Source organism: Janibacter sp. Soil728 (genome assembly GCF_001428305.1).
GTDB lineage: Bacteria > Actinomycetota > Actinomycetes > Actinomycetales > Dermatophilaceae > Janibacter.
The window spans coordinates 880,738-901,467 of the sequence record NZ_LMRZ01000001.1 but is presented as its reverse complement, the minus strand read 5'-3'; the positions used below and the strand labels follow the sequence as shown (position 1 = coordinate 901,467).

Annotated in this window: 17 protein-coding genes, 1 tRNA gene and 3 rRNA genes; 10 read left to right on the top strand and 11 right to left on the bottom strand. The window is 65.4% G+C overall.

Annotated elements, in window-relative coordinates; translation table 11 throughout:
• Positions 1-60: 60 nt before the first annotated feature.
• From rrf to ASG73_RS04345, 4 genes are all read right to left on the bottom strand, one after another.
• Positions 61-177: ribosomal RNA gene (rrf, locus tag ASG73_RS04360) — 5S ribosomal RNA — on the bottom strand.
• A gap of 91 nt (positions 178-268) precedes the next feature.
• Positions 269-3,380: ribosomal RNA gene (locus tag ASG73_RS04355) — 23S ribosomal RNA — on the bottom strand.
• A 344-nt stretch (positions 3,381-3,724) separates the two neighbouring features.
• Positions 3,725-5,247 (bottom strand): 16S ribosomal RNA (locus ASG73_RS04350).
• Together the 16S, 23S and 5S rRNA genes form the textbook arrangement of a ribosomal RNA operon.
• An 839-nt stretch (positions 5,248-6,086) precedes the next feature.
• Positions 6,087-6,899, bottom strand: coding sequence for a glycerophosphodiester phosphodiesterase family protein (locus tag ASG73_RS04345; protein WP_055991192.1), 813 nt, complete (start codon positions 6,897-6,899; stop codon positions 6,087-6,089).
• 226 nt (positions 6,900-7,125) lie between these two features.
• Here ASG73_RS04345 and ASG73_RS04340 point away from each other — a divergent pair, with 226 nt between their 5' ends.
• Positions 7,126-7,584, top strand: a complete 459-nt coding sequence (locus ASG73_RS04340; protein ID WP_055991189.1) for a phage holin family protein — start codon at positions 7,126-7,128, stop codon at positions 7,582-7,584.
• 80 nt (positions 7,585-7,664) lie between these two features.
• Positions 7,665-8,492 carry an alpha/beta fold hydrolase gene (locus ASG73_RS04335; protein WP_235499344.1) on the top strand — a complete coding sequence of 276 codons (828 nt, stop codon included), beginning with the start codon at positions 7,665-7,667 and terminating at the stop codon, positions 8,490-8,492.
• Here the strand turns inward: ASG73_RS04335 and ASG73_RS04330 are convergent.
• Both ASG73_RS04330 and nth read right to left on the bottom strand, forming a co-directional pair.
• Positions 8,455-9,141 (bottom strand): NUDIX hydrolase, encoded by a 687-nt coding sequence (locus tag ASG73_RS04330; RefSeq protein WP_082566982.1) that lies wholly within the window; start codon positions 9,139-9,141, stop codon positions 8,455-8,457. The genes ASG73_RS04335 and ASG73_RS04330 overlap by 38 nt on opposite strands.
• The gene (nth, locus tag ASG73_RS04325; RefSeq protein ID WP_055991180.1) at positions 9,138-9,821 is read right to left on the bottom strand and encodes an endonuclease III; all 684 of its coding nucleotides are present in this window, start codon (positions 9,819-9,821) and stop codon (positions 9,138-9,140) included. Before nth ends, ASG73_RS04330 begins: the two co-directional genes overlap by 4 nt.
• A gap of 104 nt (positions 9,822-9,925) precedes the next feature.
• On the opposite strand from nth, the gene ASG73_RS04320 reads away from it, so the two are divergent.
• Positions 9,926-10,603 (top strand): Crp/Fnr family transcriptional regulator, encoded by a 678-nt coding sequence (locus ASG73_RS04320; protein WP_055991177.1) that lies wholly within the window; start codon positions 9,926-9,928, stop codon positions 10,601-10,603.
• 370 nt (positions 10,604-10,973) lie between these two features.
• Here ASG73_RS04320 and ASG73_RS04315 read toward each other — a convergent pair whose 3' ends face one another.
• The 4 genes from ASG73_RS04315 to ASG73_RS17765 all read right to left on the bottom strand — a co-directional run bounded on the left by ASG73_RS04315 (position 10,974) and on the right by ASG73_RS17765 (position 13,232).
• A complete protein-coding gene (locus tag ASG73_RS04315) occupies positions 10,974-11,678 on the bottom strand; it encodes an MBL fold metallo-hydrolase (protein ID WP_200946668.1) in 705 nt (234 codons plus the stop codon).
• Between the two features lie 101 nt (positions 11,679-11,779).
• Positions 11,780-12,613, bottom strand: a complete 834-nt coding sequence (locus tag ASG73_RS04310; RefSeq protein WP_055991172.1) for an NUDIX hydrolase — start codon at positions 12,611-12,613, stop codon at positions 11,780-11,782.
• Entirely contained in the window at positions 12,613-13,077 is a 465-nt protein-coding gene (locus ASG73_RS04305; RefSeq protein ID WP_055991169.1) for a RidA family protein, read from the bottom strand. Before ASG73_RS04305 ends, ASG73_RS04310 begins: the two co-directional genes overlap by 1 nt.
• Positions 13,077-13,232: a DUF4177 domain-containing protein gene (locus tag ASG73_RS17765; RefSeq protein WP_156466119.1), complete on the bottom strand. Its 156-nt coding sequence runs from the start codon at positions 13,230-13,232 to the stop codon at positions 13,077-13,079. Before ASG73_RS17765 ends, ASG73_RS04305 begins: the two co-directional genes overlap by 1 nt.
• Before the next feature lie 29 nt (positions 13,233-13,261).
• On the opposite strand from ASG73_RS17765, the gene ASG73_RS04300 reads away from it, so the two are divergent.
• From ASG73_RS04300 to ASG73_RS04290, 3 genes are read left to right on the top strand one after another with little or no spacing between them, the layout of a single operon-like run.
• On the top strand, positions 13,262-14,257 hold the full coding sequence (locus ASG73_RS04300) for an ArsA-related P-loop ATPase (protein WP_055991166.1): 996 nt from the start codon (positions 13,262-13,264) through the stop codon (positions 14,255-14,257).
• The gene (locus ASG73_RS04295) at positions 14,257-15,411 is read left to right on the top strand and encodes an ArsA family ATPase (protein WP_055991163.1); all 1,155 of its coding nucleotides are present in this window, start codon (positions 14,257-14,259) and stop codon (positions 15,409-15,411) included. Before ASG73_RS04300 ends, ASG73_RS04295 begins: the two co-directional genes overlap by 1 nt.
• Before the next feature lie 56 nt (positions 15,412-15,467).
• A complete protein-coding gene (locus ASG73_RS04290) occupies positions 15,468-18,008 on the top strand; it encodes a transglycosylase domain-containing protein (protein ID WP_055991159.1) in 2,541 nt (846 codons plus the stop codon).
• A 68-nt stretch (positions 18,009-18,076) separates the two neighbouring features.
• Here the strand turns inward: ASG73_RS04290 and ASG73_RS04285 are convergent, their stop codons facing one another.
• Positions 18,077-18,535: a GatB/YqeY domain-containing protein gene (locus ASG73_RS04285; RefSeq protein WP_055991156.1), complete on the bottom strand. Its 459-nt coding sequence runs from the start codon at positions 18,533-18,535 to the stop codon at positions 18,077-18,079.
• A 56-nt stretch (positions 18,536-18,591) separates the two neighbouring features.
• Between ASG73_RS04285 and ASG73_RS04280 the strand changes: the two genes are divergently transcribed.
• The 4 genes from ASG73_RS04280 to ASG73_RS04265 all read left to right on the top strand — a co-directional run bounded on the left by ASG73_RS04280 (position 18,592) and on the right by ASG73_RS04265 (position 20,730).
• Positions 18,592-19,530: a metallophosphoesterase gene (locus ASG73_RS04280; protein WP_055991153.1), complete on the top strand. Its 939-nt coding sequence runs from the start codon at positions 18,592-18,594 to the stop codon at positions 19,528-19,530.
• Complete coding sequence (locus ASG73_RS17760; RefSeq protein WP_156466118.1) at positions 19,527-20,036, top strand: hypothetical protein; 510 nt, start codon at positions 19,527-19,529, stop codon at positions 20,034-20,036. Before ASG73_RS04280 ends, ASG73_RS17760 begins: the two co-directional genes overlap by 4 nt.
• Positions 20,037-20,110: 74 nt before the next feature.
• Positions 20,111-20,184: transfer RNA gene (locus tag ASG73_RS04270), tRNA-Pro, on the top strand.
• Between the two features lie 120 nt (positions 20,185-20,304).
• Positions 20,305-20,730 carry a VOC family protein gene (locus ASG73_RS04265; protein WP_055991147.1) on the top strand — a complete coding sequence of 142 codons (426 nt, stop codon included), beginning with the start codon at positions 20,305-20,307 and terminating at the stop codon, positions 20,728-20,730.

The window sequence follows — 20,730 nt, the reverse complement described above, 5'->3', positions numbered from 1 at the left end:
TTTGTCGTGGAACGCGCGAGAGCCCCCAACGACTCGTTGGGGGCTCTCGGCTCAATGGTTGTCCGGCTGCGTCCTACTCTCCCACACCGTTCCCAGTGCAGTACCATCGGCGCTGAAGGGCTTAGCTTCCGGGTTCGAAATGGGACCGGGCGTTTCCCCCTCGCTATGACAGCCGAAACTCTATGGAGTTACGTGGGTGTTCCCGACCGTATCTCRGGAACTGCACAGTGGACGCGGGCATTCTTTTGTTACGCAACAAAGTTGTGTGTGTATCAAGTTATCGGCTTATTAGTACCAGTCAGCTCCATGCATTACTGCACTTCCACATCTGGCCTATCAACCCAGTAGTCTACTGGGAGCCTCTCGGAGCAAAGCTCCATGGAAACCTCATCTTGAGACATGCTTCCCGCTTAGATGCTTTCAGCGGTTATCACTTCCGAACGTAGCTAATGAGCGGTGCCCTTGGCAGAACAACTCACACACCAGAGGTTCGTCCAACCCGGTCCTCTCGTACTAGGGTCAGCCTCTCTCAAGTTTCCTACGCGCACAGCGGATAGGGACCGAACTGTCTCACGACGTTCTAAACCCAGCTCGCGTGCCGCTTTAATGGGCGAACAGCCCAACCCTTGGGAGATACTCCACCCCCAGGATGCGACGAGCCGACATCGAGGTGCCAAACCATCCCGTCGATATGGACTCTTGGGGAAGATCAGCCTGTTATCCCCGGGGTACCTTTTATCCGTTGAGCGACGGCGCTTCCACAAGCCACCGTCGGGTCACTAGTTCCGACTTTCGTCCCTGCTCGACGTGTCAGTCTCGCAGTCAAGCTCCCTTGTACACTTGCACTCGCCACCTGATTGCCAACCAGGCTGAGGGAACCTTTGAGCGCCTCCGTTACATTTTAGGAGGCAACCGCCCCAGTTAAACTACCCACCAGGCAATGTCCCTGATCCGGATCACGGACCGAGGTTAGATAACCAGAACGACCAGAGTGGTATTTCAACGTTGACTCCACACACACTAGCGTGCATGCTTCACAGTCTCCCACCTATCCTACACAAGCCGTCCCGATCACCACTACCAAGCTATAGTGAAGGTCCCGGGGTCTTTCCGTCCTGCTGCGCGTAACGAGCATCTTTACTCGTAATGCAATTTCGCCGAGTTCGCGGTTGAGACAGTGGAGAAGTCGTTACGCCATTCGTGCAGGTCGGAACTTACCCGACAAGGAATTTCGCTACCTTAGGATGGTTATAGTTACCACCGCCGTTTACTGGGGCTTAAATTCTCAGCTTCGCTCTAAAGAGCTAACCGGTCCTCTTAACCTTCCAGCACCGGGCAGGCGTCAGTCCGTATACATCGTCTTGCGACTTCGCACGGACCTGTGTTTTTAGTAAACAGTCGCTTCTCCCTGGTCTCTGCGGCCCATCTTCCTAGCCCGTAAAGGGCTTCAGAATCCGGGCCCCCCTTCTCCCGAAGTTACGGGGGCATTTTGCCGAGTTCCTTAACCACGATTCACTCGATCGCCTTAGTATTCTCTACTTATCCACCTGAGTCGGTTTGGGGTACGGGCGGCTAGAACCTCGCTAGAGGATTTTCTCGGCAGCATAGGATCACCCTGCTTCCCGCTAAAAGCGGTCACTATCAGGTCTCAGGATATGTGCCAGGCGGATTTGCCTACCTGACTCCCTACACCCTTGGACGTGGACAACCATCGCCACGCGGAGGCTACCTTCCTGCGTCTCCCCATCGCTTGACTACTACCAGATCGGGTCACGCGTTCCACTCACCAGCGAAACCCCGAAGGGCTTCTACGGCAAGATTCAGGCGTTTAGCATCACTGGATTCATCATGGGCGGTTCTTCGCCGGTTCCGGAATATCAACCGGATGTCCATCGACTACGCCTGTCGGCCTCGCCTTAGGTCCCGACTTACCCAGGGCAGATTAGCTTGACCCTGGAACCCTTGGATATTCGGCGGACGGGTTTCTCACCCGTCATTCGCTACTCATGCCTGCATTCTCACTCGTGTGGCATCCACGGCTGGATCACTCCGCCGCTTCACTCGCCACACGACGCTCCCCTACCCATCAACACGCCTGGACACCAAAGGTGCCGAGCAGTGTGTCAATGCCATAGCTTCGGTGGTGTGCTTGAGCCCCGCTACATTGTCGGCGCGGAATCACTTGACCAGTGAGCTATTACGCACTCTTTAAAGGGTGGCTGCTTCTAAGCCAACCTCCTGGTTGTCACGGCAACTCCACATCCTTTTCCACTTAGCACACGCTTAGGGACCTTAGCTGATGATCTGGGCTGTTTCCCTCTCGACTACGGAGCTTATCCCCCGCAGTCTCACTGCCACGCTCTCACTTACCGGCATTCGGAGTTTGGCTAACGTCAGTAACCTGGTGAGGCCCATTAGCTATCCAGTAGCTCTACCTCCGGTAAGAAACACGTGACGCTGCACCTAAATGCATTTCGGGGAGAACCAGCTATCACGGAGTTTGATTGGCCTTTCACCCCTACCCACAGCTCATCCCCTCAGTTTTCAACCTAAGTGGGTTCGGTCCTCCACGACGTCTTACCGTCGCTTCAACCTGGCCATGGGTAGATCACTCCGCTTCGGGTCTAGACCCAGCGACTCATTCGCCCTGTTCGGACTCGCTTTCGCTACGGCTTCCCCACACGGGTTAACCTTGCCACTGAGCACTAACTCGCAGGCTCATTCTTCAAAAGGCACGCCGTCACCCCACAAGGAGGCTCCGACGGATTGTAAGCGCACGGTTTCAGGATCTATTTCACTCCCCTCTCGGGGTACTTTTCACCTTTCCCTCACGGTACTTGTCCGCTATCGGTCACCAGGGAATATTTAGGCTTAGCGGGTGGTCCCGCCAGATTCACACGGGATTTCTCGAGCCCCGTGCTACTTGGGAAATCTTCCATGGAGTCCACACCATTTCGTCTACGGGGGTTCCACCCTCTGTGCCGGGCCATTCAAGACCCTTCGACTATGRCATGAATTTCTTACTCCACCACGAAATGTCAGTCTCGTGAAAAAGCTCCCACAACCCCGAACATGCAACGCCTGACAGCTATCACACACATCCGGTTTGGCCTCATCCGCTTTCTCTCGCCAATACTCACGGAATCACTGTTGTTTTCTCTTCCTGCGGGTACTGAGATGTTTCACTTCCCCGCGTTCCCTCTACCTGCCCTATATATTCAGGCAGGAGTGACTGGACTTGCCTCCAGCCGGGTTTCCCCATTCGGAAATCCACGGATCACAGTCTGGTTATCGACTCCCCGTGGCTTATCGCAGATTCCTACGTCCTTCTTCGGTTCCTGGTGCCAAGGCATCCACCGTGCGCCCTTAAAAACTTGAGCCACAAAGATGCTCGCGTCCACTGTGTAGTTCTCAAAATACGGGAGGTACCTCACCCCACRACCACGCCAACACCACAAAGCAGTGCGGTACATGATCAGGCAAGGCCCACAACCAACCCTTAACAGGYYGGTCTTGAAGCTTCACTCGCGTGAACCCTCAGGACCCAACAACGTGTCACAACMCCCACACCCACCCGCAACGCTTTCCACCACACAAAAGTGCAGGTACTCGCCTCACAGACAAACATGAGCGTCAAATAATCGATGTTCCACCCGAGCACCTGGTGTCCCACATTCGAGGACAAACCAGGCTCTGGACCACAAMAGTGGCCAGTGCTCCTTAGAAAGGAGGTGATCCAGCCGCACCTTCCGGTACGGCTACCTTGTTACGACTTAGTCCCAATCGCCAGTCCCACCTTCGACGGCTCCCCCCACAAGGGTTGGGCCACCGGCTTCGGGTGTTACCGACTTTCGTGACTTGACGGGCGGTGTGTACAAGGCCCGGGAACGTATTCACCGCAGCGTTGCTGATCTGCGATTACTAGCGACTCCGACTTCATGGGGTCGAGTTGCAGACCCCAATCCGAACTGAGACCGGTTTTTTGGGATTCGCTCCACCTTGCGGTATCGCAGCCCTTTGTACCGGCCATTGTAGCATGCGTGAAGCCCAAGACATAAGGGGCATGATGATTTGACGTCATCCCCACCTTCCTCCGAGTTGACCCCGGCAGTCTTCCATGAGTCCCCACCATTACGTGCTGGCAACATAGAACGAGGGTTGCGCTCGTTGCGGGACTTAACCCAACATCTCACGACACGAGCTGACGACAACCATGCACCACCTGTATACCGACCCAAAGGGGGCAACCATCTCTGGAAGTTTCCGGTATATGTCAAGCCTTGGTAAGGTTCTTCGCGTTGCATCGAATTAATCCGCATGCTCCGCCGCTTGTGCGGGCCCCCGTCAATTCCTTTGAGTTTTAGCCTTGCGGCCGTACTCCCCAGGCGGGGAACTTAATGCGTTAGCTGCGGCACGGATCTCGTGGAATGAGACCCACACCTAGTTCCCAACGTTTACGGCATGGACTACCAGGGTATCTAATCCTGTTCGCTCCCCATGCTTTCGCTTCTCAGCGTCAGTAGTGGCCCAGAGACCTGCCTTCGCCATCGGTGTTCCTCCTGATATCTGCGCATTTCACCGCTACACCAGGAATTCCAGTCTCCCCTACCACACTCTAGTCTGCCCGTACCCACTGCAAGTCCGGGGTTGAGCCCCGGATTTTCACAGCAGACGCGACAAACCGCCTACAAGCTCTTTACGCCCAATAATTCCGGACAACGCTCGCACCCTACGTATTACCGCGGCTGCTGGCACGTAGTTAGCCGGTGCTTCTTCTGCAGGTACCGTCACTTTCGCTTCTTCCCTGCTGAAAGAGGTTTACAACCCGAAGGCCGTCATCCCTCACGCGGCGTCGCTGCATCAGGCTTTCGCCCATTGTGCAATATTCCCCACTGCTGCCTCCCGTAGGAGTCTGGGCCGTGTCTCAGTCCCAGTGTGGCCGGTCGCCCTCTCAGGCCGGCTACCCGTCGTCGCCTTGGTGAGCCATTACCTCACCAACAAGCTGATAGGCCGCGAGCCCATCCCAAACCGAAAAACTTTCCAAACCATACCCATGCAGGTTGGTCTCGTATCCAGTATTAGACACCGTTTCCAGTGCTTATTCCAGAGTTTGGGGCAGGTTGCTCACGTGTTACTCACCCGTTCGCCACTGATCCACTCCAGCAAGCTGGAGCTTCACCGTTCGACTTGCATGTGTTAAGCACGCCGCCAGCGTTCGTCCTGAGCCAGGATCAAACTCTCCGTTGATGATGTACACCCCCAAGACCACAAAGGACCTCGAAGGGGCAATCTATAACCCAACAAAGGGCTGTATCCATGACCGAGTAAGAACAACCAGCAAAAAACTGCTGTTTGTATCTCGTTCAACCAAAGGAAAAAATATTCACTCCCAACCAACCACACCCAACCCGAACGGGAAGGACACAATCAGCCAAGAACGAGGTATTGGCATCGATTTTTGACACGCTGTTGAGTTCTCAAGATTCACACGCACACCCACCACAACCACCGTCAAGCTCTTCGGCGACCTGCTTCAGGGGCAACTTCTCCAACTTACTACCGTGATCGCTACAGAGTCAAACTCGCTTCCCAACCTGGCGAGGCCAAGAAACGCGATGAACACCCTGCGGCGATCTCCCACACTAGCAGCCGAACCGCAGTGCCTCCAAGCCAGCYCCCCAGCGCCAAAACGCCAGACAAACCACTCAAAAAGGGAATCAACCCCGCGGGACCGGCCTACTTGGTGCAACCCAGCAAGGGCTGCCACTTGGTGTCCGTTCCTCCCTCTCGGGCTGACATCGAGAACATTAGGTCACCGCCACCCCATGCGCCAAATCGNAACCGCAGTGCCTCCAAGCCAGCTCCCCAGCGCCAAAACGCCAGACAAACCACTCAAAAAGGGAATCAACCCCGCGGGACCGGCCTACTTGGTGCAACCCAGCAAGGGCTGCCACTTGGTGTCCGTTCCTCCCTCTCGGGCTGACATCGAGAACATTAGGTCACCGCCACCCCATGCGCCAAATCGCCCACGCAGTCGGCCCTGGGGATGGTCGAAGTCGCCCGGGTTTCTGGGCATCTTGATCTGTTTAGGGTCTGAAGGCTGCGGTCGTGGTCTCCGTCAGGGCGACGCTGCCACTGCCCATCGGCGTCCACGCCCCCCGGCTGATCATCACCGAGCGAAGGCGATCTGGTCGGTCGGTGATGATCCCGTCGACCCCCATGTCCAGCAGCTCGTGCATCTGCAGAGGGTCATCGACTGTCCACACGATCACCCGGACCCCGAGTCGGTGGGCTCGGCGAACGAGCGCCGGTGAGTGGATGGGGAGACGACCGAGCTGGATGGGCACATGGGCGAAACGCCCCCGGACGGCGGCGGTCGGCGGCGGCACCCCTGCCTTGGCCGCGGAGATGAGCGCAACCAGCGAGCGCCACCCCAGAGCGGTTCGCACATGGGGGACCTGTGAGGCCAGGTGCTGCAACCACCCGTCCCACGCTCCGGCCACGCACACGCGCTCGGCATAGTCCCGGCGTTGCAGCAGTCGAGCCATCGGCGCTATGGCGGCTCGGTCCTTCAGGTCCACGGTGAAGCAGGCGTCCGGGAAGGAGGCGAGGGCCTCCTCGAGGGTCGGGATCGGCTCGACCCCGCCGACCCGGACGTTCTGGCGCAGGTCCGCGAGGGTGCGCTCGCCCAGTCGGCCGGACCCTGTCGTACAGCGGTCGAGGTATTCGTCGTGGAAGCAGACGAGATGGCCGTCAGCCGTCAGCCTCACGTCGCTCTCCAGATAGCGCAGGCCGAGCGCCGTCGTCATGGCGAAGGCCGCCAACGTGTTCTCGGGCGCCAGACCAGCGCCGCCTCGGTGCCCGATCGCCAGAGGAGTCGTCTCCTCGCCGTAGCTCATACCTTGATCGTGGCCCCTGCCGGAGGACTTCGCTGCTCCACACGGGCTTGTCCGGGGAAGGTTCACCGCAACTTCTGCGGGGCTTCACCCTCCCTTCGCCATCTCTGCGGCGCGGACTCCGCAGGCCCGGCGCTCCCGCGGATACGAGGACTCGTGGGTAGGGTGACGACGAGAACCGCGTGCCACCACGGGTGGCCGCTCGACACACATATCGACCAGGAGCAGCATGAGCACCGATCACGCCCGCACCGCCAGCACCGACCCCGCCGCCCGGCGTCTCATCGGTCAGCCCGCTCCGGGTGAGACGGAGCGCTCCGTCGGCCAGCTCGTCGCGGATGCGTCACACGACATCTCGGCCTTGGTCCAGAGCGAGATCCAGCTCGCCAAGTCCGAGGTCACCAAGGGCTTGTCCTTCGGCGGCAAGGGAGCGGGTCTCCTCGGCGGTGCCGGCTTCGTCGCGCTGCTCGGCCTGATCTTCCTCTTCCACACCTTGGCCCAGGTCATTGCGGTCTGGCTCCCCGTGTGGGCCGGGTACCTCATCGTCACTGTGCTCCTCTTCGTCATCGCAGCCATCGCCGGCCTCCTCGGCATCAAGGCGCTGAAGAAGGCCAAGGCCAACACCGTCCCGCAGAAGGCGATCCGCAATGCGCAGGAGACGGTCGCCGCCATCAAGCCGCGCAGCTGAACCCCCCCGACGCTGCGGCCGCTCTGGTCGAGGGCCCGTGGGAGCACCGGTTCGTCTCCGCGAACGGTGCCCGCTTCCACGTGGCCCTCGCCGGCAGCGGGCCACTGGTGGTCCTGGTCCACGGCTACCCGCAGTTCTGGTGGGCGTGGCGCCACCAGATCCCCGCACTAGCGTCTGCCGGCTACCGGGTCGCGGCCGTCGACCTGCGAGGCTTCGGCGCGAGCGACAAGCCTCCGTCCGGTTATGACGCGCCGACGGCTTGCGACGACATCGCGGCCATCATCCGCAGTCTGGGTGCCGACGACGCGGCCATCGTCGGTCTCGGCCTCGGCGCGTGGATCACGTGGAGCATGCCGACCCACCAACCGGCGGTCACCACGGCGATCGCCCCGATCGGGATGCCACACCCCGCCATCTTCCACAGGGCCATGTGGCGTCATCCCCTCCAGTGGCGAGCCAACCAGTACCTCCGGGCGATGCAGGCCCCCTTCGCCTCCGAGCGGCAGGCCCTGTCCGTCGCCAGACGTCTGCGGGCTTGGTCCGGCCCCGATCACGCCTGGATCACCAGCGAGACCGCCGAGCGGTACACCGAGGCGATGGCCGTCCCCTTCGCCGGGCAAGCGGCCGCCGAGTACCACCGCTGGTTCTACCGCTGCCGCCTCACCCCGACCGGGGTCCGCTACCTGCACCGGGTCGCAGGGAGCATCAGCATCCCCGTCCTGCACCTGCAGGGCCAGCAGGACCCGACCTCGCTGCCGGTCATGGCTCAGGAGAGCCGACGCTTCGTCAACGCGACGATGACACTGACCGACATCCCGGGAGTGGGCCACTTCCTCCCCGAAGAGGCACCCGAGGCGGTCAGCTCAGCCCTCATCGCGTGGTTGGCAGTCGCCCACCCGTCCCCGTGAGGTACTGACGGACAAAGCGCCACGGCAGGCGACGGCGCACTTCTTCGTCCCACGGCTGGCTCAGGCCAGAGGCGTCCAGAAGCACACTGAGCAGCTGCGCCGTGAAGCCCCACACGAAGAGGTCGGCCACCTCGAAGCCCGGCCCGGTGAAGCCGCTGGGTCCCTTGACCATGAACCTGTTGGCGGGGTCCACGAGGTCGGCGACCGGGATGCGCTCGACTCGGGCCACCTCTCCCGGGTCCACGACCCGCAAGGTGCCGGGCTCACGCCACCACCCGATGACCGGGGTGACGGCGTTCTGGCTCGGGCTGAGCCAGAGATCGGGGAAGGATCCGACGACGTCGATACCAGCAGGCTCCGCGCCGACCTCCTCCCACGTCTCGCGCAGGGCAGCCTCGATCGGTGTCTCCCCTGGGTCGAGCTTGCCTCCGGGGAAGGAGACCTGGCTGGCGTGGCTGCGCAGGCTCCCGGAGCGCTCGGTGAGCACGATGTCGTGCCCCTCCTCCCCCGCAGCAACGAGCATGAGCACTGCGGACCTGCGTTTCGCGGCACTCGGTGGCGCGAACTGCGTGAACCACCCGGGCAGGTCGGCGCGCAGGGAGGTCTCCGCCTCGAGCAACCACTCGGGCGGTACTGATGACGTGCTCAAGAACCCTCCTCCGCTGGCTGGGCGCCGGGAGCGACCTCGTACTTCAGCAGCTTCACAGCCTTGTCCGGGTCGGTCTCGCCGATGCCGTACGAGGGGCACCACTGCGCCACCGGGCAGGCCCCGCACGCCGGTCGGCGGGCATGGCAGGTCCGCCGCCCGTGGAAGATGAGGACATGGCTGAGCATCGTCCAGTCCTTGCGCGGGACGAGCTCGCCGACTGCGTGCTCCACCTTGACCGGGTCCTCCTCGTCGGTCCACCCCATGCGACGAGCCAGTCGGCCGAAGTGGGTGTCGACGGTGATCCCCGGAATGCCGAAGGCATTGCCCAGCACCACGTTGGCCGTCTTGCGGCCCACTCCCGGGAGCTTGACCAGGTCCTTCAGACGAGGCGGGACCTCACCGTCGTGCTCCTCCACGAGGGCGATCCCGAGCTTGAGGACGGAGTTGGTCTTGGCCCGGAAGAAACCGGTCGGGCGAAGGACCTCTTCCATCGCGGTGCGGTCCGCACCCGCGAGGTCGGCTGCTGTGGGCCACTGGGCGAAGAGCGTCGGTGTCACCTTGTTGACCGTCACGTCCGTGGTCTGGGCGGACAGGACCGTGGCCACCAGCAGCTGCAGTGGAGTGTCGAAGTCGAGCTCGCAGTGCGCGTACGGATAACGCTCGTGGAGGGTGCGGTACATCCGCCGGGCACGACGGGTCAGGGCCAGCTGGGACTCCTCGCGATCGACAGACACCCCCGCAGCCTAGGCCCCCCTGAGCCGGGTGACATGGCACACTGCCGACTGTGAACCTCGATGTCGTACGCCGCGCCCCGCTCTTCGCGACCCTTGACGACGCCGACGCCGCTGAGGTGATGGCGACGATGACCCCTGTGCGCATGGAGCGCGGGGACGTCCTTTTCAACGAGGGCGACCAAGGTGATCGCCTGTATGTGATCACCGAGGGCAAGATCAAACTCGGTCGTTCCTCCACCGATGGCAGGGAGAACCTGCTGGCGATCCTCGGCCCGTCCGAGATGCTCGGCGAGCTGAGCCTCTTCGACCCGGGTGCGCGCACCGCCACTGCGACGGCCGTGGCGGAGACGCAGCTCATCGGTCTGGGCAACGAGCAGCTGAGTCAGCTGCTCGGAGCGCACCCGCACATCGCCGGCACGCTCCTGTCGGCCCTCGCCCGGCGACTGCGTCGCACCAACGAAAACCTGGCAGACCTCGTCTTCACCGACGTTCCGGGTCGCGTCGCCAAGGCGCTGCTCGAGCTGAGCCAGCGCTTCGGCCGCCCGGTCGAGGATGGCGTCATGGTCGCTCACGACCTCACCCAGGAGGAGCTCGCCCAGCTGGTCGGCGCCTCTCGCGAGACGGTCAACAAGGCCCTGGCCGACTTCGCCTCCCGCGGCTGGCTGCGCCTCGAGGCCCGCGCGGTCCTGCTCACCGACGTCGAGCGCCTCCAGCGCCGCGCCCGCTGACCCAGACGCACCCGAAGGCCCCGGACCACTCGGTCCGGGGCCTTCGTCGTCCACCTGAACCCGACTCAGGTGGTCCAGACGACGGGTGAGCCGGCGACAGGGTGAGTGCTTCCCGGCCGTGGACGAAGCCGGCGACAGGGTGGGTGCGGCCCGACTCATGGGCGAAGCCGGCGACAGGGTGAGTGCTTCCCGGCCGTGGACGAAGCCGGCGACAGGGTGGGTGCGGCCCGACTCATGGGCGAAGCCGGCATGGAAGACCAGGTGAGACGAAGGGAGAGCCGCCGGCTTCGTCCTTAGGGCCGCTCCAGCCCGTCGACGGCGAACCCAGCCTGTCGCCGGCGAACCCGACCTGCCGCCGGCGGACAGAGTTTCAGTCGCCGAGGTAACGCATCTGCGCGAGCACGGACAGCTTCGCAGCCGGCCACACGGAGCGGTCGACGTCGGCGTAGACCGACGCGACGACCGCATCGGCGTCAGCGGCTCCGTCTGCCATCGCTGCACGCACCTGCTCGAGGCGCTCACGACGGTGGACCCGGTAGAAGTCGACCATGGCGGCGGCGTCGGGGACGGTCGGTCCGTGACCGGGGAGGATCGCGGCGACCTCGCCGTCGCCGGTGAGCGCCTTGATGCGCTCGAGCGAGTCGAGGTAGGCGGCCAGCTCACCGTCGGGGTGGGCGACCATCGTCGTTCCGCGACCGAGGACGGTGTCGCCGGTGAGGAGCGCGTGGTCCGCGGCGAGCGCGAAGGAGATCGAGTCCGAGGTGTGGCCCGGCGTGGCCACGACGCGCACCTCGAGCCCACCGGCGGTCAGGACGTCGCCGTCGCCGAGGTCGTCGTGGCCGCGACCCACGGCCTGGACCGGGGCTCCGGTGAGTTGCGCCAGACGGGGTGCGCCCTCGCTGTGGTCGAAGTGACCGTGGGTGAGCACGATCCGGGTGACCCGGGCCCCGAGTGCGGTGACGTGGTCGACGACCCGCTGCTGGTGGGCGGCTTCGTCCTCACCCGGGTCGATCACGATCGCCTCGGTGCCGCCCGGGTCCATGAGGACCCAAGTGTTGGTGCCGTCGAGTGTCATGGGTCCCGGATTGCCCTGGAGGAGGCAGAAGGCCCTGTCGCTCGCCTGGCCTCCCGTCCACTGCCCGAAGGGGGCGGACGGCTCCGGAGCGACCGCAGCGCTCACGGCAGCTGGGCCCGCATGGCCGGGCCCGCCTCGGTCTCCACGAGCTGCGGCATGACCGGGGCGATCGGGAGGTCCTGGGCGAGTGCGCCGCTCACAGTGCTCACCTCGGCGAGCTGCTCGAGGGCCACCAGCGTCGGCGGCATGAGCATGACGTCGCCGTCCTCGAAGGCGGCGACGGCTGCGTCGGGTCGCAGCCACTCCGAGCGGTCGGCCTCGCTCGTCTCGCCGTCGGGGTCCTGCCCCTCGGGGACGGCCGCGATGAAGAATCGGGTGTCGTAGCGGCGCGGCTCGGCCTCTGGAGTGATCCAGTGCGCCCGGTACCGCAGCAGATCGCTACGCAGGACGAGGCGGTGCTCCAGGAGGACCTGACCGAAGCCGACCTCGTGCGCGACGAGTCGGGCCCTCAGGTCGGCGGCAACCTCGCGGTCGAGCTCGGGGGGCTGGTCCTCGTCGGAGACGGGTGAGGCCAGCAGGACACCGGTCTCCTCGAAGATCTCGCGCACAGCGGCCGCCACCAGCATGCGGGCGCTGGCGTCGTCGGTGTCCATGGTCTCTGCCCACTCCTCGACGGCGGGGCCCGCCCAGGGCAGCTCGTCCTCGGCGTCGCGCCGGTCCACGCCGCCGCCCGGGAAGACATGCATCGACGGCGCGAAGGCCATCGACGAGACCCGCCGCAGCATGAAGACCTCGAGTGGGCCCTCGTCGTCACGAACGAGCATCACGGTGGAGGCCAGCTTGGTCGGTGCGGGCTCGCTCCGGGCCGGGCGCTCGCCATCGAGACCGAGGAGTGCCTCGCGCATGGAACCCAGGAGGAAGTCGCGCTGTGCCATCAGTCGCGGATCCGGACCGTGACCTCGACCTCGACGGGCGCGCCGAGCGGCAGGGCCGCGACGCCCACGGCGGACCGCGCGTGCTCCCCGGCCGGGCCGAAGACCTCGCCGAGCAGCTCGCTCGCGCCATTGATCACCCCGGGCTGGCCGGTGAAGTCGGGCGCGCTGGAGACGAAGCCCACGACCTTGACGACCTGCTCGACCTTGTCGAGGTCGCCGATCACGGAGCGGATCGCGGCGAGCGCGTTGATCGCGCAGACGCGTGCCAGCTCCTTGGCCTGCTCCGGGTCGACCTCGGAACCGACGTGCCCGGTCGTCGGTAGCGCGCCGTCGACCATCGGCAGCTGGCCGGAGGTCAGGACGTGGTTGCCGTCGACGATCGCCGGGACATAAGCCCCTGCTGGGGCGGCCGGGTCAGTCAGGGTGATGGACAGCTCGGCGAGCCGGTCGTCGATGCGCCCCATCAGACGGCCTTGGGACGCTTGAGGTAGGCCACGAGGTTTCCTCCGTCGCCCTGCAACACCTGGACAAGCTCCCATCCGTCCTCGCCCCACTGGTCGAGGATCTGCTTGGTCGCATGGACGATGAGCGGCACTGTGACGTATTCCCACTGGGTCATGTCGGCACCCTACTCGTAGGGTGGGGAGCGTGACCGGCCCCTCTGACTCCCCCGTCCGACTGCACGTCGTCACCGGCAAGGGCGGTACGGGCAAGACCACCATCGCGGCCGCCATGGCCTTGGCTCTCGCTGCCCGTGGACAACGCGTCCTGCTGGCCGAGGTCGAGGGTCGGCAGGGCCTGGCCCAGGTCCTCGACGTCGCCCCGCTCGGCACCGAAGAACGCACCCTCGTGACGGACCCGTCAGGCGGCGAGGTCGTCGGCCTGTCCGTCGACGCCAAGACCGCACTGCTGGAGTACCTCCAGAAGTTCTACAAGCTCGGCCGGGCAGGTTCGATCCTCGAGAAGGTGGGGGCCGTCGACTTCGCGACGACGATCGCGCCGGGTGTTCGCGATGTCCTGCTGATCGGGCGGGTCTACGAGGCGGTCGGGCGGGTGACGAAGGGAGCCAGGAAGCGCCCCGTCTTCGACTCCGTCGTCCTCGACGCGCCGCCCACCGGCCGGATCGGCCGCTTCCTCAACGTCAACTCCGAGGTCTCGGACGTCGCGAAGGTCGGGCCGGTGCGCAACCAGGCCGACTCCATCACCCGTCTGCTGCAGAGCCCGGCGACCGCGGTCCACCTCGTCACGCTCCTGGAGGAGATGCCGGTGCAGGAGACCCTCGACGCGATCGACGAGCTGGGGACCCTCTCCCTTCGTGTCGGGTCGGTCATCGCCAACGGCGTGCGCCAGCCGCTCCTCGCCGACGAGGACGCCGCAGCGGTCGCCGACCAGGACCCGCGGGTCCACGAGTCCCTGGAGGCCGCGTTGACGGCCGTCGGCATCAAGACCGGCCCGGCGTTGGTCGCCGGACTGCTGCAGGAAGGCGTCGACCACGTGGAACGCGCCCGGCTCCAGGCCGAGCAGCACGCGATCCTGCAGGCCCTCGACATCCCGGTCCACGCTCTGCCCCACCTGAGCGACGGGGTCGAGTCCGGCGAGCTGGGACTCCTCGCGGACGTGCTCGCAGAGCAGGAAGGCCTGTGATGGCTACCCCCCAGACCCCGGTGCTCGACCTCGACACCATCCTCGGCGACCGCGAACGCCGGATCGTCGTCTGCTGCGGCTCCGGCGGAGTCGGCAAGACGACGACGGCCGCGGCCCTCGCGGTGCGGGCCGCAGAGCAGGGTCGACGCGTGGTCGTGCTCACCATCGACCCGGCGCGCCGGCTGGCCCAGTCCCTCGGGCTCGAGGAGCTCGACAACACCCCGCGCCCCGTGACCGGCCTCGACACCTCCGCCGGCGGCTCGCTCGACGCCATGATGCTCGACATGAAGCGCACCTTCGACGAGGTCGTGGAGGCGCACGCGACACCGGACAAGGCGGCGCAGATCCTTGCCAACCCCTTCTACATCGCCGTCTCCAGCTCCTTCGCCGGGACTCAGGAGTACATGGCGATGGAGAAGCTCGGCCAGCTGCGTGGGCTGATGGCCGACGGTTCCCGGGACTGGGACCTCATCATCGTCGACACACCCCCTTCGCGGTCCGCACTGGACTTCCTCGACGCCCCGAAGCGCCTCGGGTCCTTCCTCGACGGACGCTTCATCCGGCTGCTCACCGCCCCGGCCAAGGTCGGTGGCCGGGCCTCGCTCAAGGTCTTCAGCGCCGGGGTCTCCCTCGCCGGCGGGGTCATGACCAAGCTCCTCGGGGGTGACTTCCTGCGGGACGTCCAGACCTTCGTCGCTGCCATGGACACGATGTTCGGTGGCTTCCGTCAGCGCGCTGACCAGACCTACGCCTTGCTCTCCCGCCCCGAGACGGCCTTCGTCGTCGTCGCGGCCCCGGAGCGGGACGCGATGCGTGAGGCGGGCTTCTTCATCGAGCGCCTGGCCAGCGACCGCATGCCTCTGGCCGGTGTCCTCGTCAACCGCGTCCACATCGCCGGCGCCAAGCAGATGGGTGCCGGTCGGGCCGAGGACGCAGCCGCCCAGCTCGAGGAGATGGGCGGGCACGACCTCGCGGCCGCCCTGCTCAGGGTGCACGCCGAGGTCGCCGAGACCGCAGCCCGCCATCGCGGCGTCATCACCCGCTTTCGCACCTCCCACCCGGGCGTACCCCTCGGAACCGTGCCCGCGCACGCAGTCGACATCCATGACCTCGCGGGCCTGCGGGAGATCGGCGAAGCCCTCACAGGTCGCTGATCACACGTCCGCGCGGCTGCAGTCCATGCACAGGATCGGCGGTTACCCTGTTGCGCATGTCTGACTCCCGGATGCCCCATCTCTTCCGATTGCTCGGGGCCTTCTTGGCCGTCGCTGTCGGGATCGGACTCGTGGGTGCCGGCATCGCCATCCCCCTCGCAGGCGCCACGGGCGGGGCCGCCCAGTCAACTGCCCAGAGCTTCAACGAGCTCGACGACGAGTTCACCGCCAACCCGCTCGCGCAGCAGTCGAAGATCTACTCCGCTGACGGCAAGCTGCTGGCGACGCCCTACGACGCGAACCGCATCGTCGTCCCGCTGAGCAAGGTCTCGCCCTGGATGCGCAAGGCGCAGCTGGCCATCGAGGACAGCCGCTTCTACGAGCACGGCGGCATCGACGTCCGAGGCACCCTGCGTGCCCTCGTCTCCAACGCCTCCAGCGGCCAGACCCAGGGTGGATCCTCGATCACCCAGCAGTACGTCAAGCTCATGCTGCAGGAGAAGGCGGTGCGCGAGGACGACCAGGAAGCGGTCCGGGCCGCCACGGAGCAGACCTACAGCCGCAAGCTGCAGGAGCTGAAGTACGCCCTCAACGTCGAGAAGACGCACACCAAGGACCAGATCCTCGGCGGGTACCTCAACCTCGCGCTCTACGGCGACCAGGCCTACGGCGTGGAGGCCGCGGCCAACCACTTCTTCAGCAAGCACGCCAAGGAGCTGAACATCGCCGAGTCGGCCACCCTCGCCGGGGTGGTCCAGTCCCCGAGCCGCCTCAACATGCGCACCAACCCCGAAGAGGTCCAGCAGCGCCGCGACACAGTCCTCAACCGGATGCAGCAGCTGGGGATGATCACCCCGGAGCAGGCGGACAAGGCGAAGTCCCAGAGCGTCGAGAGCATGCTCAAGATCAAGAAGAACGAGGGCGGCACCTGCTCCAAGGCGGCCGACCCCTACTTCTGCAACTACGTCATCCAGTACCTGCGTCAGATGCCGGAGCTGGGTCCTGACCCTGACGCCCGCATGCTCGCGGTCAACACCGGCGGCCTGCGGATCAAGACCACCCTTCGTCGCGACTGGCAGAAGGACCTCAAGAAGGAGCTCACCGAGCGCGTGCCCAGCGGTACCGAGAAGTTCGGCGCCGCCGGTGCCCTGGTCGAGCCCGGCACCGGCAAGGTGCGGGCGATCGCCCAGACCTCGACCTACAAGGTGGGCCTGAAGAAGGCCACGACCACCTACTCCGAGCAGGCCTGGAGCGTGCCGGCCCAGTACGGCGGCACCAACGGCTTCGCCATCGGGTCGACCGCGAAGATGTACGCGCTGGTCGCCGCGCTCGAGAAGGGCAAGCCCCTGAAGTCGACGGTCGATGCTCCCTACGCCGGCGTGAAGAACCCCCACGCCTTCTCGTCGAAGGAGTTCCAGTCCAAGTGCACCACCACGGGGCCGTGGCGCGTCTCCAACGACTACCAGGTCGGCGGCAAGATGACCCTGGCCGAGATGACCAAGAAGTCCATCAACACCGCCTTCGCGCAGCTGGCCTCCGACGTGGGCTCGTGCAACATCCCCAAGGTCATGTCCAAGATGGGGCTCACGGACGGCTACGGGCTGCCCTACGGTCTCAGCTACGCCAACGGCAAGAAGGTCAAGGGCGACTACGCCATCTCCAACCTCGTCCTCGGCTCCGACTCGACCTCCCCCCTTCAGCTCGCGTCCTCGTACGCGACGCTCGCCGCTGACGGCAAGTTCTGCCCGCCCAACCCGATCGAGTCGATCACCACGGCCAACGGCAAGGAGATGAAGATCAAGACCCCGCCGTGCAAGCAGGTCATCGACAAGGGTGTCGCCAGGGGGGTCACGCAGCTCCTCCTCGGCCCGCTGGAGCCTGGTGGGACCGCAGACGGTAGTGCACTCGACGGTGGCCGTCAGGCCGCTGGCAAGACGGGTACCACCGACAACCACAAGCAGTCCTGGTTCGCCGGCTACACCCCCCAGCTGTCGACGGCGATCTGGGTCGGCTCCCCGATCCGTGAGTACGACATGGACGGGATCACCCTCGGTGGTCGCTACTACAAGAACGTCTTCGGTGGCACTCTCGCCGCGCCGATCTGGAGCGACATCATGAACGCCGCGTCCGAGGACATGCCCGAGAAGAAGTTCAAGAAGCCGAGCAGCAAGGTCGTCAACGGCGACCTGCGGAGCATCCCGGACGTCACCGGCATGGGCCCGACACAGGCCAAGGAGAAGATCGAGAAGGCAGGCTTCAAGGCCACGGAGGGTAGCCAGGTCCCGAGCCACGCGCAGGCCGGTTCAGTCGCCTACACCGAGCCCCGGGGCAGGGCACTCAAGGGCTCGAGGGTGACGATGTACGTCTCCAGCGGGGTCCCGCCGTACACGCCGCCGCCGTACACGCCTCCGCCGCCGCCGGTCACGACCCAGGCGCCGCCTCCGCCTCCGCCGCCGGCACCGAAGCCGAGCTCCACCTCGGCTCCGAAGTCGACGTCCAAGACGTCCAGCCCCAAGCCGACGTCCAAGACGTCCAGTCCCAAGGCGACGACGAAGTCGACCAAGCCTGCGAAGCCGAAGAAGACTGCCACGCAGTAGCGGAAGCCGGACATGACGAAGGCGGTGCCCCTCCACGGAGGGGCACCGCCTTCGTCATGTCAGCGGGCTCAGCCGGCCAGGCGTGCCTTGACCTTGGCCGCGATGACCCCGCCGTCTGCCCGTCCGGCGGCCTCGGCCTGAGCGGCCTTCATGACCTGCCCCATCTGAGCCATCGAGGTCGCGCCGACCTGCTTGACGGCCCGGTCGACGATCGCGGTGAGCTCGTCGTCGCCGAGCTGCTCGGGCAGGTAGGCCTCGAGCACCACGAGCTCGGCCTCCTCGCGCTCGGCGAGCTCGGGCCGGCTGGCGTCGCGATACGCGGCTGCTGACTCCTTGCGCTTCTTGGCCTCCTTGGCCAGCACCTTGAGAGTCTCCTCGTCGCTGAGCTCGCGGGCGGAGGTCCCGGCGACCTCCTCGTTGCTGATCGCTGTCAGCGTCATGCGCAGGGTGCCGACCGTGACCGCCTCACGGGCACGCATCGCGTCGTGGAGGTCGCGCTGGAGGGTGGACTTGAGGGTGTCGGTCATGGATCGATTGTGGCAGCGTCCACCCGATCGCTCGTCCACTTTGCGAAGATGGCTGCGTGACTCTCCCCCCTTCCGCCCGTCTGCTGGCCGGCACCGCCGCCGCAGGGGCCACCGCCTTGGCGTGGGGCACCCTCGTCGAGCCGCGCCTCTTCGCGCTGCGAAGGTTCACCCTGCCGGTCCTGCAGCCGGGGTCGCTCCCGGTACGCGTGCTCCAGCTGAGCGACATCCACATGGTCCCCGGACAGCGAGCCAAGACGGAGTGGATCCGCGGGCTCGCGGCTCTCGAGCCGGACCTCGTCGTCAACACCGGTGACAACCTCAGCCACCTGCAGGGCGTGCCAGCGGTCCTGCAGGGTCTCGAGCCGCTGCTGGAGCGGCCGGGTGTCTTCGTCATGGGGTCCAACGACTACTACGCGCCGACGCCCAAGAACCCGGCCCGGTACCTCACCAAGCACCATGCCAAGGTCTCGGGCACTCGCATCGACCTGCCCACCGACGAGCTGCGGTCGGCGATGACCTCGCACGGGTGGAGCGACCTCGACAACGCGCGGACCCGCATGACGCTCGCAGGAGTGCCCATCGACTTCGTCGGGGTGGACGACCCACACATCGGACGCGATGACTACGCGTCCGTGGGTGGAGCCGCCGATCCCGACGTCACGACCATCGGCGTCACGCATGCTCCCTACCAGCGGATCCTCGATGCCATGACGGCCGATGGCGCGCGTCTCGTCATCGCCGGTCACACGCACGGCGGCCAGCTGTGCGTCCCCGGTGTCGGCGCCCTCGTCACCAACTGCGACCTCGACCGGGGTCGGGCGAAGGGAGTCTCCCGCTGGTGGCCCGGCGCCGGCACCTCGACGACAGCACCGGCAGATGCGGCGTGGCTGCACGTCAGCGCCGGACTGGGTGCCTCGCGGTACGCTCCGATCCGGTTCGCCTGCCGGCCAGAAGCCGCTCTGCTGACCCTCGTCTCCCAGGAGGTGCCGCGATGAACGTACGAGAGGTGGCTGCGCTGACCGCAGCCGCGATCTTCGCTGGTGGCGCCTCCACGTGGGCGGTCGCCGACGCCGCACCGGCCGTCGACCTGCCCCCGGCGCCCACCCTGTCGACCAGCTCGTCGACGACCCCGGCGAAGAAGGTCACGAAGAAGAGCTCCAGCACCTCGACCACCCGGGCGAGCTCGACGACCACGACGAGCTCGCCGACACCCACGTCGACGACCCAGCCGGACCTGCCGGAGACGACGCCCGAGCTTCCTGAGCCCACCACGACGTCCACGTCCACGTGGACCCCTGAGCCGACCGCGACGTCGACCTCGTCATGGACCCCTGAGCCGACGACGTCGACGTGGACACCACCGTGGACCCCGCCCCCCACCCCCCAGACCTCGTCGGTCGACCCGGGACCGGTGACGACGCAGAGCCCGACGGAACCGACGGGCACGGCGACGAGCGGCTCCCAGCTGGGCGACGGCGTGGTCACACAGCTGCCGGGGTGAGCCCCCGATTGTCACTCGGGCCGACGACTGGGTTATCCTTCCTTGTCGCTTCCTGATGCAGGGGGCGAACAGCTCGGGGTGTGGCGCAGCTTGGTAGCGCGCTACGTTCGGGACGTAGAGGCCGCAGGTTCAAATCCTGTCACCCCGACCCGCCGAAACCGGCTCTGATCCAAGGATCAGGGCCGGTTTTTGCGTGTCCCGATGCCATGCCACTTGTACACAAGTGATCTCGATGTATACATTGGGCTCACCCGATCCAGGAGGACCCATGACCGATCGCCCCTGCTTCCATCTGGCCATCCCCGTCGACGACATCGCTGCTGCCCGCGCCTTCTACGGCGGCGTGCTCGGCCTGAGCGAGGGCCGCTCTGACACCCTCTGGGTGGACTGGAACTTCTACGGCCACCAGGTGGTCACCCACCAGACCGCTGATGGCTCCCCCGGCCCGGCGGGCCACAACCCCGTCGACGAGCACCAGGTCCCCGTGCCGCACTTCGGCGCCGTGCTGTCCTACGACGACTTCCATGACCTCGCGGACAAGATGAAGGCCGCCGACGCGCAGTTCGTCATCGAGCCCTACCTGCGCTTCGCGGGGCAGCCCGGCGAGCAGTGGACGATGTTCTTCCTCGACCCGGCCGGCAATGCCATGGAGTTCAAGGCCTTCGCCGACGAGTCGATGATCTTCGCGAAGTAG